Annotated in this window: 13 protein-coding genes; 9 read left to right on the top strand and 4 right to left on the bottom strand. The window is 65.2% G+C overall.

Translation table 11 applies throughout. The features are described from left to right. Positions 1 to 95 precede the first annotated feature (95 nt). From BES08_RS21340 to BES08_RS21330, 3 genes are read left to right on the top strand one after another with little or no spacing between them, the layout of a single operon-like run. Entirely contained in the window at positions 96 to 776 is a 681-nt protein-coding gene (locus BES08_RS21340; protein ID WP_338043868.1) for an FMN-binding negative transcriptional regulator, read from the top strand. Then, complete coding sequence (locus tag BES08_RS21335; RefSeq protein WP_008831847.1) at positions 773 to 2218, top strand: amidohydrolase family protein; 1446 nt, start codon at positions 773 to 775, stop codon at positions 2216 to 2218. The genes BES08_RS21340 and BES08_RS21335 overlap by 4 nt, the downstream gene beginning before the upstream one ends. Next, the gene (locus BES08_RS21330; RefSeq protein WP_008831848.1) at positions 2215 to 3468 is read left to right on the top strand and encodes an amidohydrolase family protein; all 1254 of its coding nucleotides are present in this window, start codon (positions 2215 to 2217) and stop codon (positions 3466 to 3468) included. The genes BES08_RS21335 and BES08_RS21330 overlap by 4 nt, the downstream gene beginning before the upstream one ends. A gap of 193 nt (positions 3469 to 3661) precedes the next feature. Here the strand turns inward: BES08_RS21330 and BES08_RS33740 are convergent, their stop codons facing one another. Beyond that, the gene (locus BES08_RS33740) at positions 3662 to 3802 is read right to left on the bottom strand and encodes a hypothetical protein (RefSeq protein ID WP_155986496.1); all 141 of its coding nucleotides are present in this window, start codon (positions 3800 to 3802) and stop codon (positions 3662 to 3664) included. Between the two features lie 459 nt (positions 3803 to 4261). Between BES08_RS33740 and BES08_RS21320 the strand changes: the two genes are divergently transcribed. From BES08_RS21320 to BES08_RS21310, 3 genes are all read left to right on the top strand, one after another. Continuing rightward, entirely contained in the window at positions 4262 to 4930 is a 669-nt protein-coding gene (locus tag BES08_RS21320; RefSeq protein ID WP_036530941.1) for a TetR family transcriptional regulator, read from the top strand. A 107-nt stretch (positions 4931 to 5037) separates the two neighbouring features. Continuing rightward, positions 5038 to 6375 carry an aromatic ring-hydroxylating oxygenase subunit alpha gene (locus BES08_RS21315; protein ID WP_069709444.1) on the top strand — a complete coding sequence of 446 codons (1338 nt, stop codon included), beginning with the start codon at positions 5038 to 5040 and terminating at the stop codon, positions 6373 to 6375. A 76-nt stretch (positions 6376 to 6451) separates the two neighbouring features. Next, positions 6452 to 7228 carry an SDR family NAD(P)-dependent oxidoreductase gene (locus tag BES08_RS21310; protein ID WP_008831509.1) on the top strand — a complete coding sequence of 259 codons (777 nt, stop codon included), beginning with the start codon at positions 6452 to 6454 and terminating at the stop codon, positions 7226 to 7228. Positions 7229 to 7352: 124 nt separating this feature from the next. On the opposite strand, the gene BES08_RS21305 is transcribed toward BES08_RS21310, so the two are convergent. Further along, entirely contained in the window at positions 7353 to 8723 is a 1371-nt protein-coding gene (locus BES08_RS21305) for a sensor histidine kinase (protein ID WP_008831510.1), read from the bottom strand. Positions 8724 to 8733: 10 nt separating this feature from the next. Beyond that, a complete protein-coding gene (locus tag BES08_RS21300; RefSeq protein WP_008831511.1) occupies positions 8734 to 9405 on the bottom strand; it encodes a response regulator in 672 nt (223 codons plus the stop codon). A 101-nt stretch (positions 9406 to 9506) separates the two neighbouring features. On the opposite strand from BES08_RS21300, the gene BES08_RS21295 reads away from it, so the two are divergent. From BES08_RS21295 to BES08_RS21285, 3 genes are read left to right on the top strand one after another with little or no spacing between them, the layout of a single operon-like run. Further along, on the top strand, positions 9507 to 10595 hold the full coding sequence (locus BES08_RS21295) for an efflux RND transporter periplasmic adaptor subunit (RefSeq protein WP_008831512.1): 1089 nt from the start codon (positions 9507 to 9509) through the stop codon (positions 10593 to 10595). A gap of 8 nt (positions 10596 to 10603) precedes the next feature. Further along, positions 10604 to 13693, top strand: coding sequence for an efflux RND transporter permease subunit (locus BES08_RS21290; protein ID WP_069709443.1), 3090 nt, complete (start codon positions 10604 to 10606; stop codon positions 13691 to 13693). After that, a complete protein-coding gene (locus BES08_RS21285; RefSeq protein ID WP_008831514.1) occupies positions 13690 to 14952 on the top strand; it encodes a TolC family protein in 1263 nt (420 codons plus the stop codon). Before BES08_RS21290 ends, BES08_RS21285 begins: the two co-directional genes overlap by 4 nt. Positions 14953 to 14996: 44 nt before the next feature. On the opposite strand, the gene BES08_RS21280 is transcribed toward BES08_RS21285, so the two are convergent. Beyond that, positions 14997 to 16313, bottom strand: a complete 1317-nt coding sequence (locus tag BES08_RS21280) for a carbohydrate porin (protein WP_008831515.1) — start codon at positions 16311 to 16313, stop codon at positions 14997 to 14999. Between the last annotated feature and the right edge of the window lie 8 nt (positions 16314 to 16321).

The raw sequence follows: 16321 nt of genomic DNA, 5'->3' as shown, positions 1-16321 counted from the left end.
TGGTGCAGGAAGAGATAAAATCGAGGCCAGCGTATGGGTGTTGCAGTTCCAGGACAATCGCCGATACCCTTGGCCCAGCGAAATTTTAGCTCTTGGTGCTTGCAGCTGTCCGGCCCGCAGGGAAAACAGATACCGTAAGGCCAGGAGGACGTGATGTGGCAGGCGAAAGCGGGGCTGGGGTGAGCGAACTCTTCGAGCGCTTCGACGGAGGCGATGTTCGCGATTTGATTGCAGAATTCCCTCTCGCCTGGGTGTGCGCGGCAGCCGGCGGCGCGGACCATGCGAGCCTGCTTCCCTTGCTTGGCGAGTATGATCCCGAGGGCAGGCTGACTCACCTCGTTGGACACATGGCTCGGCGCAATCCGCTTTACGCGGCTCTTTCGTCAGCTCCGCGTGCGCTGGTCCTGTTCAATGGGCCGGACGGATATGTTTCGCCGGCCCAGGCCGGTCTCGACAACTGGGCGCCGACTTGGAATTTTGCCCAGCTGCGGATTGAGGCAGAGGTGACCTTCGAGCCTGACAGAACCGAAGAGGCGCTCGATCTGCTCGCCGCGAGGATGGATGATGGTACGGGTTGGGGAAGGACGATGCTCGGTCCCCGTTACACCGGGATGCTCGAAGCGATCGTTGGCTTCAGGGCGCAGGTGACCCGCGTTGCAGGCAAATTCAAGCTGGGCCAGGACGAAAGGCCCGAGACGCTTCGCTCGATCGTCGCTCGTCATCCCGATCCGGTTCTCGTCCGCTGGATGCGCCGGTTCAACGAGGAGCGGATATGATCCGTCGATTGCGCATCATGGCTGTTGCTGCCGCCAGCGCCAGTCTTTGTGCGGCGCCGATCGCGGCCAGAGACCATGCTCATCATGAACAGGCCGGGCCTTTCAACAAAGTCGGCGAGATCGATCCCTGGCTGCGCGATCCATTTCCCAGCACCTACAAGCCCGGACCACGCTCGGATGTGCTGTTCCGCCACGCCACCGTGCTCGACGGTGCAGGCGGCCGTCTTGACGATGGCGATGTTCTGGTACGGGACGGCAAGATCGCCGCCGTCGGGCAGCGCCTGGCCAACCCGGGCGGCGTGCGGGAGATCGACGCGCAGGGCCGCTGGGTCACGCCGGGCGTTATCGACGTACACAGCCATGACGGCACTTATGTACTGCCCCTCACCACCATCGATCGCCAGGCGGGCGACGTTGCCGAGGCCAGCGACGTCAACGTCGCGGACACCTGGATCGAGACTGCGATCAACCCGCAGGACGTAGCCTTTTCACGCGCGCTGCAAGCCGGCGTGACGACGATCCAGGTGCTGCCGGGCTCGAGCCCGATTTTCAGCGGCCGCGCGATCACCGTCAAGCCGGTCCACGTCACCACGGTCGCTGCGATGAAGTTTCCCGGGGCACCACAGGGTTTCAAGATGGCCTGCGGCGAGAACCCCAAGTCCGAGGGGGCGGAAAGCCATCGCGGGCCGACGAGCCGGCAAGGCGTGGTCGCCTATGTCAGAAAAACCTTCATGGATGCCCAGAAGGTCCTTCATGACTGGAGGGATTTCGACGGCAAGCCCGCCAAGCGACGCGGGCCGCCACCAGGGCGGGGCCAGGATCTGAAGCGCGAAGCGTTGGCCGGCGTGCTGGCCGGCGACCTGAGGCTCAACATGCATTGCTACCGCGCCGACGACATGGCCACGATGCTTTCGGTCATGCGCGAGTTCAACATTCATCTCGTTGCGTTTCATCACGCAGGCGAGGCTTACAAGATCCCGGAACTGCTGCGCGAGAACGACGTGTGCGCGGCGGTGTTCGGTGATTGGTGGGGGTTCAAGATGGAGACGCTGGATTCGCTGCGGGCAAGCGCGTCGATGCTCGACAAGGCGGGGGTATGCGTGACGATGCACTCCGATTCCCCGGCTTCGGGCCAGCGGCTGGCGATGGAGGCGGCCAAGGCGGCCGGGGCGGGCAGGCAGATGGGCATCGCGGTGCCGCCTGAACGGATGATACGCTGGATCACAAGCAATCCTGCGCGCGTGCTGGGTCTCTCCGATCGGATCGGCACGCTTGCACCGGGCTTCAATGCCGATGTCGTGCTTTGGTCCGGCAACCCATTCAGCATCTATACCAAGGCCGATCTCGTGCTCATGGATGGAGCGGTCGTCTCCGATCGCAGCGCGCCATCCGAGGAGCCAGACTCCGATTTCGAACTCGGCCGCGCGGCGGTGCGTCCATGAAGCGGGGCCTTCTTTCGCTGGCCGCCGTACCGTTCGCCGTTTTGGGGGCCGTGCCGGTGGCCGCGCAGGAGATCGCCATCGTCCATGCGGAGGCCTGGACGATGACCGGCGACACCCCGCTGAATGACGCGACGGTGCTCATCGATGGTGACAGGATCGTCTCGGTGACGGTCGCAGGCGGTGTACCAGCGGGGGCGCAGGTGATCGATGCAGGCGGCAAGCCGGTAACGCCCGGTCTGATCAATGGTGCGACCCAGCTTGGCTTGGTCGAGGTCTCCGCCGCAAGTGACACGCGCGATTATTCTGCGGCAAAGGATGCCGGGACAGGTCCGTCGTTCGACGTGTCTTATGCGCTCAACGGCAATTCAACGCTGGTCGGGTTGGCGCGCGCGGATGGTGTCACCAGCGCGCTCAGCTTCCCGGGGCCGTCGGGTATTGCGCCTTTCTCCGGCATGGCCGCGATTGCGCGGCTGCGTCCGGGGGCCGACATTCTCGGCAAGGCACGCGCAGCAATGTTCGCGGTGATCGGTGGCGGCGCGTGGGATAGGCAGGCCGGTTCACGGGCAGCGCAATGGGGGTTGTTGCGCGCCGCCCTTGACGAAGCGAAGCTCGCCACTTTGCCCTCTGGCGACGAATTCGCGCTCAAGCGTCAGGATCGGCTGGCGCTTCGTCCGGTGCTTCAGGGTGCCATGCGGCTGGCGATAGTCACGCACCGCGAAAGCGATGTGCGTCAGGCGGTCAGGCTTGCCGGAGACTATCGAATCAAAGTGGTGATCGTGGGGGGCGCGGAGGCGTGGCGCGCAGCGGACCTGCTCGCCAAGGCACATATTCCGGTGGTGCTGGATCCTGAAGCGAACCTGCCCAGCACTTTCGACCAGATCGGCGCGCGGCAGGAGAATGCCGCGATCCTGACCCGCGCAGGAGTAAAGGTGGCGTTCGGACTGGTCGGCGGAGCGGTAGAACTGAGCTATAATGCAGGGCTGGCGCTGCGCGAAGGCGCGGGGCTTGCAGTCGCCGCCGGACTTAGCCGGATCGACGCGCTGCGGGCGATCACTGTCAATCCGGCGGCGATCTGGGGCGGCCGTGCCACTACGCTTGCGCCGGGCAGCGCGGCCGACATCGTCGTCTGGGACGGGGATCCGCTGGAGCCTTCCACCGGTGCCGCCGTTGTCATCATCGAAGGCAAGCGCGCCAGCCTCACCACGCGGCAGAGCGAATTGGAGCGCCGCTATGCGCCCGCCGTGCCGTGATTCACTGCTTTCTTGTTCGCCATTGCCGGTGCGTTGGCAGGTCTTGAACGGCAATGGCACGAGCCGCCAGAACGGCAGGCGGTTCCGACGGCTCGACTTTTTGACAGCAAGGTTTCAGAATTTGAAGCTCACCGAAACGCCATAGGTTCGTGGAGCGCCGTAGAGATTGAGGAGCCAGCCGAAGCCCACGAGGTCATTGGTATATCCGGGCCATGCCGCCGATCGACTTGTTGTTGATGGGGTGCACGTGATGGCCGTTGGACGTGTAGGGATCGGCGTCGCCGGGGTTGCCGCCGTCGTTGCCGCGCACGCAGCCCGGGCTGGCGCCGTTCACGTTGCCGTTCAGATAGGCGCTGCAGAAGGTCAGCGCAGGAATGCCGCCGAAACCCCCACCTGAATTGAAGGCGGCGAAGGATTCGGGGGTATAGACGCCATCGCTTCGATCGCCGTTTTCTGCCTTCCCCCAAAGAAAACGAGGATGTGCTGCTGCAGGCGGGGGGCCGCCTCGCCGTGCTGGCGGCCTCGGAAGTCTGGGGAGGGCAGGGGTAATGACGGTATCGTTCGGCTTGCGGCCCGGCACCTAATCGAAGCGTTTCCATGCTCGCCAGCTTGAGGTCGCCGCCCAAAGGCCCGTGCGGATCGCGTAATCGTAATGCGCCGGCGATGCGGCGCGCTGCATTCCACCTGCACTGCCGGAAGCAACGGCAGTATCGTATCCTCGCGCCTGACACTGGGACGCATCCGGCATGTGAAACGGGTTGTCGGTTTGACAAATTAGAGCAATGGCGGTTGCATGACGGAAATGGGCACCTCCGGCCGCTATTCGACCTCGACCAAGGGGGAGGCGACACGAAACCGTATCCTTGATGCGTCCGAGGTGCTGTTCGCGCAAAGCGGCTATATCGGCACTTCGCTGCGCGACATCGCCAGGGCAGCGGACGTGAGGATGGGGCTGGTCCATTACCACTTCGGCAACAAGCACCTGATCCTCGATGCCGTGCTGGAGCGCAAGCTCGACCTGTTGCGCGGCACCATCGCCGCCAGCTTCGCGCGTGCCGAGGCGGGCGGGAAGTTCGGGCTGGAGGAGATCGTGACCGCTTTCATCCTGCCGTTCCTGCAGGCGGCCTCGCGCCTCGACGACCCCTTGCGCAATTACATGGTCATGACCTCGCACCTGATGAGTTCGTACCGCTTGCCTGAACTGCGCCCGATCCTCGCCAAGCTGAGCGTGGTGTCGCAGATCCTGATCGACCGGCTGCGCGAATACCGGCCCGACATCGCCGAACGCGAACTTCTGGCGGGCGTCTATCTGATCGAGGCGGCGCTGATCTTCATGGTGCAGGACCCCGGCTTCCTCGACGACATTAGCGCGGGCCACCATTCGGTTGCGCGGCTGGAGGACATGGCGGCCCCGGCGCTGCGTTTCTTCGCCAGCGGACTGGAGAGTCTGAAGGGCACCTGACGACCGTGTCGGGCCCTGTCTGTTTTGTCAGGCAGGTCGATCGACCAGTTTTGTTATCCTGCTCCGTGACGAGACGGACCCGGCAAGAGGTCCCGAAAGGAGCAGAGATGGGAAGGCAAGACATCGACGCGCTGATGATTGATGGGCGCAACGCCGACAATCTTCGCGGCGACCCGATCACCGGCGACCGCTACACCTCGGTCGAATTCATGCAGCGCGAATGGGACCATATGTGGACCCGCATCTGGCACGTCGCCGGCCGCACGGCCGAGCTGGAGGAGCCGGGCGACTACGTCGTGCACAACTTCATGAACGAGTCCGTCTTCTGCGTCCGTCAGGACGACGGCTCGATCAAGGCGTTCTACAATTCGTGCCGCCACCGCGGCATGCGGCTGGTGTGGGACGCCAGTTCGCAGGACTCGTTCCAGTGCCCTTACCATGGCTGGGTCTGGGGCAAGGACGGCGTGCTGAACTATGCGCAGGACCCGCAGGACTTCCCGCAAGGCAACCCCTGCGGCAAGCTGAGGCTCAAGGAACTGCGCTGCGCCACCTGGGGCGGCTTCGTGTGGTACACGATGGACGACGAGGCGCCCGAACTGCTCGACTTCCTGTCGCCGATGCCGGACCTTTACAAGAACTACCCGATGGACACCGCCGTGCGCGTGTTCTGGATGAAGATCGACCTCGAAACCAACTGGAAGTTCGCCACCGACAACTTCTCCGAAAGCTATCACACCCGCACTGCGCACCCGCAGGTGCCGCCATGGATCGACCAGGACGTCGACACCGCGCGGCACGAGATGTGGGCGAACGGTCATGGCCGCACCGTGCAGCCGATGCGCCCCTCGCTGTCGGATCGCCTGCCAGACGGCGTGGTGCATCCCTTCGACATGATCCTGCAGGCGTGGGACATCGATCCCGCCGCCTACCCGGACTACGAGACCAAGGCGATGCAGGGCTGGCTCGACCTCAAGGCCGCCAAGAAGCGGCTGTGGAAGGAGCGCGGCTACGTCCACTACGAGCACATGGACGACGAGGAGATCACCGACAGCCCGCATACGGTGATGTTCCCCAACGTCACCATCAGCTTCCTGCCGGACAACCTGATTTTCTTCCGCACCGAGCCGCACCCCACCGACCCGAACAAGTGCACGTTCGATCTGTGGTGCATGGCCTTCCCGGTCGAGGGACAGGCCGTGGTGGAATCGATCATGGCCGGTCCCCAGCCGCTGCGCGAGGCCGAGATGCAGCACCGCGCCTTCGACAACGGCCGCGGCGTGCCCGAGATCAAGGACCAGATCGTCTATCAGGACATGCTTCTGGCGGAAGGCCAGCAGAAGGGCATGTATTCTCGCGGGTACACCGACGCCTATCTGGCCGCGCAGGAGACGCGGGTGCGCTTCTTCCATGAAGTGCTGAACGATTACCTCGAGGGGCGGCGCTAGGCCGTCCCCCCCCATCGGCATGTGCTCCGCACTTTGGCCTTGCCGGGCAACTGACGAGACGAAGGAGACTCGATCCATGGATGCGACCCGACTGGACGGCGCGATCGCGCTGGTGACCGGTGCAAGCGGTGATATCGGCGCAGCCGTGTGCAGCCTGCTGGAAGCACGCGGCGCCATGGTAGTGCGCTCCGACTTGCGCGCGCCGTCCGGGGGCAAGCAGGAATTCCTCGCGCTCGACGTTACCAGTGAAGGGAGCTGGGCCGAGGTGCTGGGCGTCATAGAAAGTCGCCACGGCGCGCTCGACATCCTGGTCAACAATGCGGGCATCGCGCCGATGGAGCGGATCGATGCCATGGCGCTGGAAGACTGGCGCCGCTGCCAGCAGGTGAACGTCGAGGGCGTCTTCCTCGGCCTCAAGCACGCCTCGCCGTTACTGGCGCGCAGCGGATCGCGGCGGCCCGGCGGTGCCGCGGTGGTCAACTTGTGCTCGGGCGCATCGGACCGGCCTGCCGCGTTCAGCGCCGCCTATTGCGTCAGCAAGGCCGCCGCACGGATGCTCACCCGGGCCGCTGCCGTCGAATTCGCCGCACTCAAGATGCCGATCCGCGTCAATTCGGTCCATCCCGGCGTAGTCGAGTCCGCGATGATGGACGATATTCTCGCCACTTATTCGCGGATCACCGGCGGGACCCCGGTGGAGACGCTGCGCGCGGGCGTTGCCGCAGGCAACCCGATGGGCCGTTTCGTAGACCCGGCCGAAGTTGCGGAAGCCGTGGCATTCCTCGCATCGAGCGCGGCTCGGTACGTCCACGGTGATGCGATCCACGTCGATGGAGGCTACGCCGCGGCCTGAAAGGCTGGGCATATGTGCTGATCCGTCCGGGAACGCCTCCTGGGGCGGGGAGTGCCGGTCCGATGGCGCTTTGGGCTTCGACGGGACATGCCGATTTCGCCCGGTTTCGGCGCAGGGACAAATCCTATAATTCGGGCCTGATTTCCAGCGGCAAGCAAACTTCCACACGCAGCCCGTCCCCGTGCCCGTCCAGGAGCCGGATCGTGCCGCGGTGCAATCGGACGACTTCCTGCGCGATGTTGAGACCCAGCCCGCTGCCGGACCCCGATGGCTGAGCGCCGCGATCGAAGCGGTTCAATACGCGTTCCCGGTCATGTTCGCTCAGGCCCGGACCACTATCCTGTATGATGAGGCGCACCGTATCGGTCTGCTTCGAAAGCTGGATCAGGATGACGCCGAATTCCGGCGTGTAGCGTATGGCATTGTCGACGAGATTGGAAACGAGCTGTTCGATCGGATGTTGATCGCCGTGAAACGGAATATTGCCGTCGCCCGCCTCGAAGCAGATCTCGATATTCTTTTCCAGCGCGGACGGGATCGCCCAGGACACGACATCGGCCACGACCACGTCGATCGGGAATGACGCGAAGTTGGCAAAACCGTCGGACCCTGCCTCGATCCGGCTGAGGGTCAGCAATTGACCGGTCAATCGAACCAGGCGGGTGCCTGCCGCATCGACCTTTTCCAGCATCGCGCGCATGTCGTCATAGGTGGTCGTGCGGAGAGCGAGTTCCACCTGGGTGCGCATGTTGGTCAAAGGTGTGCGCAACTGGTGCGAGGCATCGGCAATGAACCGCCGCTGGGCTGACAACAGAGCCGCAAGACGTGCGATCAGGCTGTTGATCACGCCGACCTGCTGGTGCAGTTCCATCGGCAGTGCATGGTCATCGATATGCCGCAGGTCGTTGGGGTCGAGCCGCGCGATCGCGTCGCGAACCCTGGCTAGCGGCGCGATGCCTCTTCCGACGCCGATCCAGATGAGGAGGATGATCCCCATGAGGAACAGCGATTGCGGCGCGACCATGTAGGCCATGACCTCGCGCGAGAGCATGTTGCGCTTCTGCCTGGTTTCCGCGACGCGCACCAGCATGAAGCGGCCCCCGTCACCGGCTACGCGGGTCTGCACGATCCGAAAGTCCCGGCCCTCTATCCGGGCGCCGTAGAAGATGTTGCCGTGGGAGTTGGTTACGGTCGTGGTGGGGGCAGGGACGCCTGCATTGCCGACATGGCGCATGCCGGTATCGTCGATCATCAGGTAGCGGATCTGGTCCACCCGGTCGAATTCCAGCATTTGCCGGGCCGCAGGCGGCAGGTCGACCGAGAAGGTGCCGTTGGAACTGACGACCTGCCGCGCGATCGTTTCGACCGAGTCCTCCAGCGAACGGTCGTAGGCCACGTTCACGAAATGAACGACGATCGCGTAGGAGGCCCATAGCCAGATCGCGGCCAGCGCCAGCGTTGTTGGCAGCAGCCACGCCAGCAGCCGCCTGCGCATGCTGAGACGCCTAGCCATTGCGATGGTGTTCCATCAGATAACCGAGGCCATGAATGGTGCGGATACGCACCGCATTGGCGGCCAGCTTCCGGCGCAGACGGCTGACGTAGACTTCGATGCTGTTGGTGGCGACTTCGCGGTCCCAGTTGCTCATCTGCTGGGCGAGCTTCGCCTTTTGCACGACTTCGCCGACGCGGCCGATCAGCGCTTCCAGCATGTCGGTTTCCCGTAGCGACAAGTCTATGGGCTGCCCTTCGACGAAAGCCCGGCGCGTCTCGGGATCGAACTCCAGCGGTCCATTGACGAGCCGGACCACCGTACCGGAAAGGCGCCGGCGGATCGCTTCGATGCGGGCTTCAAGCTCTCCCAGCGCGAAAGGTTTGACGAGATAGTCGTCGGCGCCCGCGCGCAATCCGGCGATGCGATCGTCGATGGCGTCGCGGGCGGTCAGGATCAGGATCGGGGTCGCATCGCGCCGGCCGCGCACCCGGCGCAGGAGGTCCAGCCCATCGAGATCTGGCAAGCCCAGATCGAGCACGACGAGATCATAGCCGCCGCCATGCAGCGCCAGATCTGCGGCCTCTCCGGCAGCGACCGCATCGGTGCGATGCCCGGCCAGTTCGAGTGCGCGGGCGATCGTCTCACGCAAGTCCGCATCGTCCTCGACCAGTAGCAACCGCATTCATAACCTCCGGTCCAGTCAGGACTTTGTCAGGGCTTCCCCATAATCGCCCGGACAGGGCCGTCTTCACCGGAAGACACAATGGCAGGGAACCTATTCGCATGGCACTGTGCTTGGCGCCGCGTTCGCGTCTTCTATTCGCGCTGCTGGTATCGGCAAGCCTTTCCGCCTGTTCGGGCCAAAGCGACGTCGAGAAGCCCGATGCGCCGCCGGGACTGGAGCAGATGATCCGGCAGGGCTTCGTGAAGGCGCAGCGGGTGGGCGAGGGGGCAGGCGGCTTCGGCCTTCCACTGCCCGCGCGGGTGGCATTCGAGGCGCAGGGCATGGCGGCGATCGACACACCCGTAGCGGCCCGGATCGTCTCGATCGCGGTGCGCCCCGGAGAGATCGTCAAGCGCGGCGACGCGCTGGTCACGCTGGTCGGCGCGGAAGTGGCCGGAACGCGATCGGACGTGACGCAGGCGAGTGCGCGCCTTGCCGCCGCCGAAGACATGCTGCGCCGCCAGAACGAAATGGTGCGCCGGGGCGTGGGCACCGAAGTGGAGCGCTTCGGTGCGGAAACCGCCGCACGCGAAGCCCGCGCGGAATATGCCCGTGCGTCTCGCGCTTCCGCGATGATCGGTGGCGGTGATGGCGCCACGTTCACCCTGCGCGCGCCGGTAGGCGGCACCGTGCTCGGACTCAAGGCCAGTATTGGTTCCATAGCGGATGCGGGCGGCGATCCGATCATGGAGATCGGCGATCCGACGCGCCTGTGGATCGTCGCCGATGCCGCCGAAAGCGACTTGTCCGGGGTGCGTCCCGGCATGGAAGCGCAAGTCACGGTCGCCGGGGTGACCGTTCCCGCGCGGGTCGATGGTGTCGGCTCGCTGATCGATAGCGACCAGCGCCGCGTTCCCATCTATCTGCGCCTGTCCGACCGGCCTGCGGGCATGACCGCCGGAATGCTTGCCGAAGTGCGTTTGCCGGGACAAGCTGCGATCACCGTCCCGACCGATGCCGTGCTCGTCAAGGATGGCGGCAACCGGGTTGTCTATGTGCGCACCACCAAGGGCGCCGTTGCGCGTCCCGTGCAGGTGGGCGCATCGCGCGCAGGGCGCATCGTCATCACCTCAGGCCTGAAGCTGGGTGAGACCATCATCACGCACGGCGCCCTGCTGCTCGACAGCAGCGCCAGCCAGCAACTCTGAGCCCCGCCATGCTGTCTCGTCTCATCGAATTCTCGGTTCATCGCCGCGTCGTTGTGCTGGTGCTTGCGGGCATCCTCGCAGTGTTCGGCATCCGGGCCTATCACAACCTTTCCATCGAAGCCTTTCCCGACGTCACCAACGCGCAAGTGCAGGTCATCACCCAGATGCCGGGTTATGCCGCGGCAGAGGTGGAGCGGCAGGTCACCATCCCGCTGGAGCGTGCGCTGAACGGCACGCCGCGCATGACCTTGCTGCGCAGCGAAAACCTGTTCGGCCTTTCCATCATCACGCTGGTGTTCGACGACGATGCCGATCCGTTCGACAGCCGCATGGTGGTGGGCCAGCGCCTTGGCGATGCGGAACTGCCGGAAGGCGTCACGCCCGCGCTGGCGCCGGAATCGACGCCGCTGGGGAAGATCTACCGCTTCCGCATCACCAGCGACCGTCACGACCTGTTCGCGATCCGCTCCGAGATGCAGTGGACCGTCACACGCATGCTGCGGCAGGTCCAGGGCGTGGCCGATGTCGTGCCTTTCGGCGGTTACCTCAAGGAAATCCAGGTCCAGCCCGATCCGGCCAAACTCTACGCGGCGGGGATCAGCCTGGACACGCTGGAAGAGACGCTGAACAAGGCGAACCTCAACGTCGGCGGCGGGTTCCTGCGCACCGGCGATCAGGAACTGACGGTGCGTGGCATCGGCGTGATCCAGACCCCGGAAGACATCAAGCAGGTTCCGCTCAAGGCCAAGGACGGCACCGCGCTGACCATCGGCGACGTCGCCACGATCCAGACCGCGCCGACCCCGCGCAGAGGCTCGGTATCCTACAACGACCAGCGCGAGGTGGTCGAAGGGCTAGTGCTGATGCGGCGGGGAGAGAACCCCTCGCTGGTGCTCGAAGGCATCCACGATCAGGTCAAGCGGCTGAACGATACGATCCTGCCCAAGGGCATGAAGATCGTGCCCGTCTACGATCGCAGCGAACTGGTCGGCCATACGATCGGGACGGTGCAGGACAACCTGCTGCACGGCTTCATTCTGGTCATCGCCATCGTCTGGCTGTTCCTGCGCAGCGTGACCGGATCGGCGGTGGTCTCGGTGGTGATCCCGCTGTCACTGCTGACCGCCTTCATCGGCCTGAGCCTGCTGGGGCTTCCGGCCAACCTGATATCGATGGGCGCGATCGACTTCGGCATTCTGGTCGATGGCGCGGTGGTGCTGGTCGAGGCGGTGATGCACGCCATGCAGACCGAACGGCCGCAGGACAAGAAGGCCATCCTCAAGCTGGTGATCGCATCGGCCATCGATGTGGGGCGCCCGACATTCTACTCGATGCTGATCATCATCGCCGCGCTGCTGCCGGTCTTCACCCTGCAGTCGGTGGAGGGCCGCATGTTCCGCCCGCTGGCGCTGACATATGCCTTCGCGCTGACCGGCGCGCTGGTGTTCGCGCTGACGGTGGTGCCTGCCTTGTGCGCCGTGATGTTCAAGCCGAAGCACGCCGATATCATCGAGCCGCGCTGGATCGGCTGGCTGCGCGAACGATACCGGTCCCTGCTGGATGGCATCCTGCGCGCACGCGTGATCGCCATGGTAGGCGCGGTGGCACTGCTGATGGCGGGCGCGATCGCGGTGGACCGGCTTGGCACCGAATTCCTGCCCGAACTCGATGAAGGCGACATCGCGATCTTCGTCGAGATGCCCAACAGCATCGCGCTGGAAAAGGCGCAGGACGTGCTGCAGGAGGTCCACCGGCGTATCCGCGCGATCCCGGAAGTGCGCGACGTCCACAGCGAGCACGGCAGGCCCGAAGACGGCACCGACAACGAAGGCGTCAACATGGTCAAGACCTTCGTGCGCCTGCTGCCCGAGGAGAACTGGCACACCGGCAAGACCAAGGCCCAGATCATCGAACAGATGCGTCATTCTCTGGCCGGGATTCCGGGCGTGCGCTTCAACTTTTCGCAGCCGATCAAGGACAGCGTCGAGGAAGCGGTGGCAGGCGTGCGCGGCAAGGTTGTGCTCAAGATTTTCGGCACTGATCTGACCGTGATGCGCCAAACGCTGCTGAAGGCGGTCGATGCGATCAAGCCGATCCGCGGCGTCACCGAACTGGACCTCTACCGCGATGCGCTGGGGCCGCAGTTGCAGATCCAGCTGGACCGCGCGGCGCTTGCCCGTGCGGACGTGTCGATCGAAGATGCGCAGCGGACGATCGAGACCGCTCTTGCGGGCCGCGTCACGACCGAATTCTGGGACGGTGAACGTCCGGTGCCGGTGCGGCTGATCCTGCCGTCTCCCTCGCGCGACGATGCCGACAAGATCAGCGCCTTGCCGATCATGACCCCGGGCGGTGCGCGCGTGCCCTTGGGCCAGCTTGCCCGGATCACGGTGGAGAATGGTCCCACCACGATCGTGCGCGAAGGCAATATCCGGTTCCTAGCCCTCAAGTTCAACGTCGAGGGGCGCGACATGGGCTCGACCGTCAATGATGCGATCGCCGCCGTGAATGCCAAGGTAAAGCCGCCGGAAGGCCACTACTTCGTCTGGGGCGGCGAGTTCGAGAACCAGCAGCGGGCCGCCAAGCGGCTGCAGATCGTGGTTCCCGTCGCGTTGCTGCTGGTCTTGTGCCTGCTCTACGCCGCGATGAACAGCGGGCGCAGCGCCATCGCGATCATCGCCACGATCCCTTTCGCGTTGACCGGCGGCGCCTTCGCGTTGCTGGTCGCCGGGGTGCCGCTGTCGGTCAGCGCGGCGGTGGGCTTCATCGCCTTGCTGGGGCAGGTGTCGCTGATGGGCGTGTTGGTGCTGTCCGCTGCCGAAGAGCGGCGGCGGGCGGGCATGGACCTGCTTCCTGCCCTGCTGGACGGTGCGGTGGACCGCTTGCGGCCGGTGCTGATGGCGTCCTCGCTGGCGATGCTGGGACTGCTGCCGATGGTCGTCTCCAGCGGCATAGGCAGCGAGACGCAGCGGCCCTTCGCGCTCGTCGTCGTGGGCGGCATGGTGACGACGCTGATCGTCGCGCTGCTCATCCTGCCGGTGATCTACAGCTACATCACGCCGGGCAAACTCCAGACCCCCGAGGAGGCCGACGCATGAGCCGACGTGTAATTCTGGGCCACCTTTCCGTCCTGCCGCTGCTGGCCCTTTCGGTTCCGGTGATGGCGCAACCGATGCCGGAAACCGTCGATCTCCAGACGGTGCTCACTCTGGCGCGAACCTCCAGCCCGCGCGTGGAAGCCGAGGAGCAGGACATCGCGGGCGCGCAGGCGGACCGGCAGATAGTGAACGTGTTGCCTAATCCCGAGGTTTCCTATGCCGGATCCTATCAGCCGGGCGGGATCACCAACTTCGAGGGGCGGCGCGCGCACGAAGCCACCGTCGAACTTCCCCTCGATCTGGGCGGCAAGCGCCGTGCGCGGGTCGCGGCGGCGGACCGCAGGATCGATGCCGCCAGATCGCGCGTCGCGGTGTCGAGGCTGGACTTCATGACCGAGGCAGGCAGCGCCTTCGTCGCATTGCTGAGCGCGCAGGACACCGTCGGCGTGCGCCGGGATGCGATGGCCGAACTGGACCGGCTTCGCGGCATGGTGGCGGGACGGCGGGCATCGGGGATGGCCAGCGACTATGATGTCGCCCGCGTCGATGTGGAGATAGAATCCGCCCGCGCCGATCTGGTCGAGGCCGAGAGTGCCGCTATCGATGCCCGCACCGACCTTGCCAATGCCCTGGGCTTCCCGGGGTGGCATCCCAGCGCTAGCGGCAGCCTTGATCAGGTGCCCGGCACCGGCGGCAGTCCCGCCCAATCCGCCGAAGCGCTTCCCGCGGTTGCGGCCGCACTGGACGAGCAGAACGCCGTGAAAGCCGACGTGGTCACGGCCCGGCGCGAGCGTTTCCCGGAAGTCTCGGTGAACGGCGGGCGTTTCTGGACGACCGGCCCGTTCGGCGCGACCTATTCGGCAGGGCTGACGCTGGAAGTGCCGCTGTTCGACCGCCGCAATGGCGCCGTCCGCAAGGCCGAAGCCGAAGCGCGGGCAGCCGAACTGCGCACCGAAATCGCCAAAGCCAAAGCGCTCGCTGAAATCGACCGCTACGCCGCACTGGTCGAAGTGCGCACCGCCGCGCTCGATACCTTCAACCGCAGGATCGGAGGAAAGCTGGACGCGCTGGGGCGTATGGCCGAGGATTCCTATCGTCTGAGCGGTGGTTCGGTCATCGAACTGATCGATGCCACGCGATCACGCTTCGACAATCTGGCCACACAGGTCAGTCTGTCAGCCAGACTTGCCGATGCGCGGCTCCGCCTTCGCCTTTCGCGGGAGGATGGTTCCGACGATACGGCGCTGACGGCCCGGTAACGGATCTCGTTTCGCCACCGGGCCGCCGGGAGAAGCGCCGAAGATCAGAGCTTCATGGCGTCCACCGTGAACTTGCAACCGATGATCAGGGCATCGTCGGTAGGTCGTGCGCGCTCCGGGGCGCCCGTCCGGTCGGGGTTGAGGATGTACTGGATGTTCGGCGACAGCCGGATCGCCGGCCCCACCTGCGCGCTGTAGGACAGCTCCATCATCACCTCGTGGCGGGACGCCTTGCCGCTTCCCCCAGCGGCGAGATCGGCGGCGCGCATGCGCTGCATGGCCAGGTCGCTGAAGCGCTGGTCGCTGATCATGAAGCCCAGGCTGTCTTCGTCCCGCCCCTCGAACGTGCCGGTCTGGACGAGGCCGAGGTCCCAGAAGCGGCTTTCCTCGACCCGGCCCGACAGGTTGGTCATGGCAACGCCGTAGATGCTCAGGCCCCGCTTCGATGTCGGATCGGGGCGGGTCACCTGCTGCTCGAAGCGGACGTAAAGTCCGGACCGGCCATTGCGCGTCTGCGCCGCGCGGCCGGAGAGGATGGCGATGCCGCCCATGTCGTCGCGCAGGGGATCGGCATAGTCGCCCTTGTCGATCCAGCCGCCCAGGATGTAGCGTGAGGGCAGGCGGGCCGCCTCGCCGCTCTCCCGGCTCAGTTCCCACGGCACGATCACGCCGGTCGCATTGCCGATGCCGAAGCCGGTGCCATGATCGCTGGCACGCTTGCGGTCAGGGTTTACCTCGTAGGCGCCGACATGCGCGAAGACGTGCTCGGCGATGCGCGTCTTGGCATGGACCATCCAGCTGGACGCCGGGAAATAGGTGAAGTTGCTGTTCTTGAACACGAAAGTCGGGTTGCCGCAGCCCGAATTACCCTGGAACTGGCAGTAGAGCGGCGAATTGAGGAAGTGGATGTTGGCCTGGCTGCGACCTGCCTCGATCACCAGCCGGTCGTTCAGCAGGTGCTGCTCCCAAGTCAGGATCGCGAGGTGGGTGTTTTGCGTGCCCCAGATTTCCTGCACCGAAGTGTTGTTGCCGATCGCCAGATCAGAAAGGCTCTTGCCATGGCGGTTGGTGACGGCGGCATGGAGCGTGCCGCCACCGATCCCGGCGATGCGGTCCATGTCGAGGTCGGCGCCGACATAGACCTGCCCGGCATAAGCGGCATCGCGCCGCAGGCCGCCGGTGACGTTACCCGCCGCCTCTCCGGTATAGCTGAGGGCGAGGGTAATGCCGTCGTCCGCGAGCGGCTGGGAAGTCTTCGGCGTCTCGGCCTCATCTGCCGACTGGGCGAAGGCAGGTGCGATGGACAAGGCGAGGGCGGCGACGCCTGCAAGGCAGGCGCCCTTGATCGGCAGGGCCGTCATGGCAATGG

The organism is Novosphingobium resinovorum, assembly GCF_001742225.1.
Lineage (GTDB): Bacteria > Pseudomonadota > Alphaproteobacteria > Sphingomonadales > Sphingomonadaceae > Novosphingobium > Novosphingobium resinovorum_A.
This window is presented reverse-complemented; position numbering and strand designations above follow the sequence as displayed.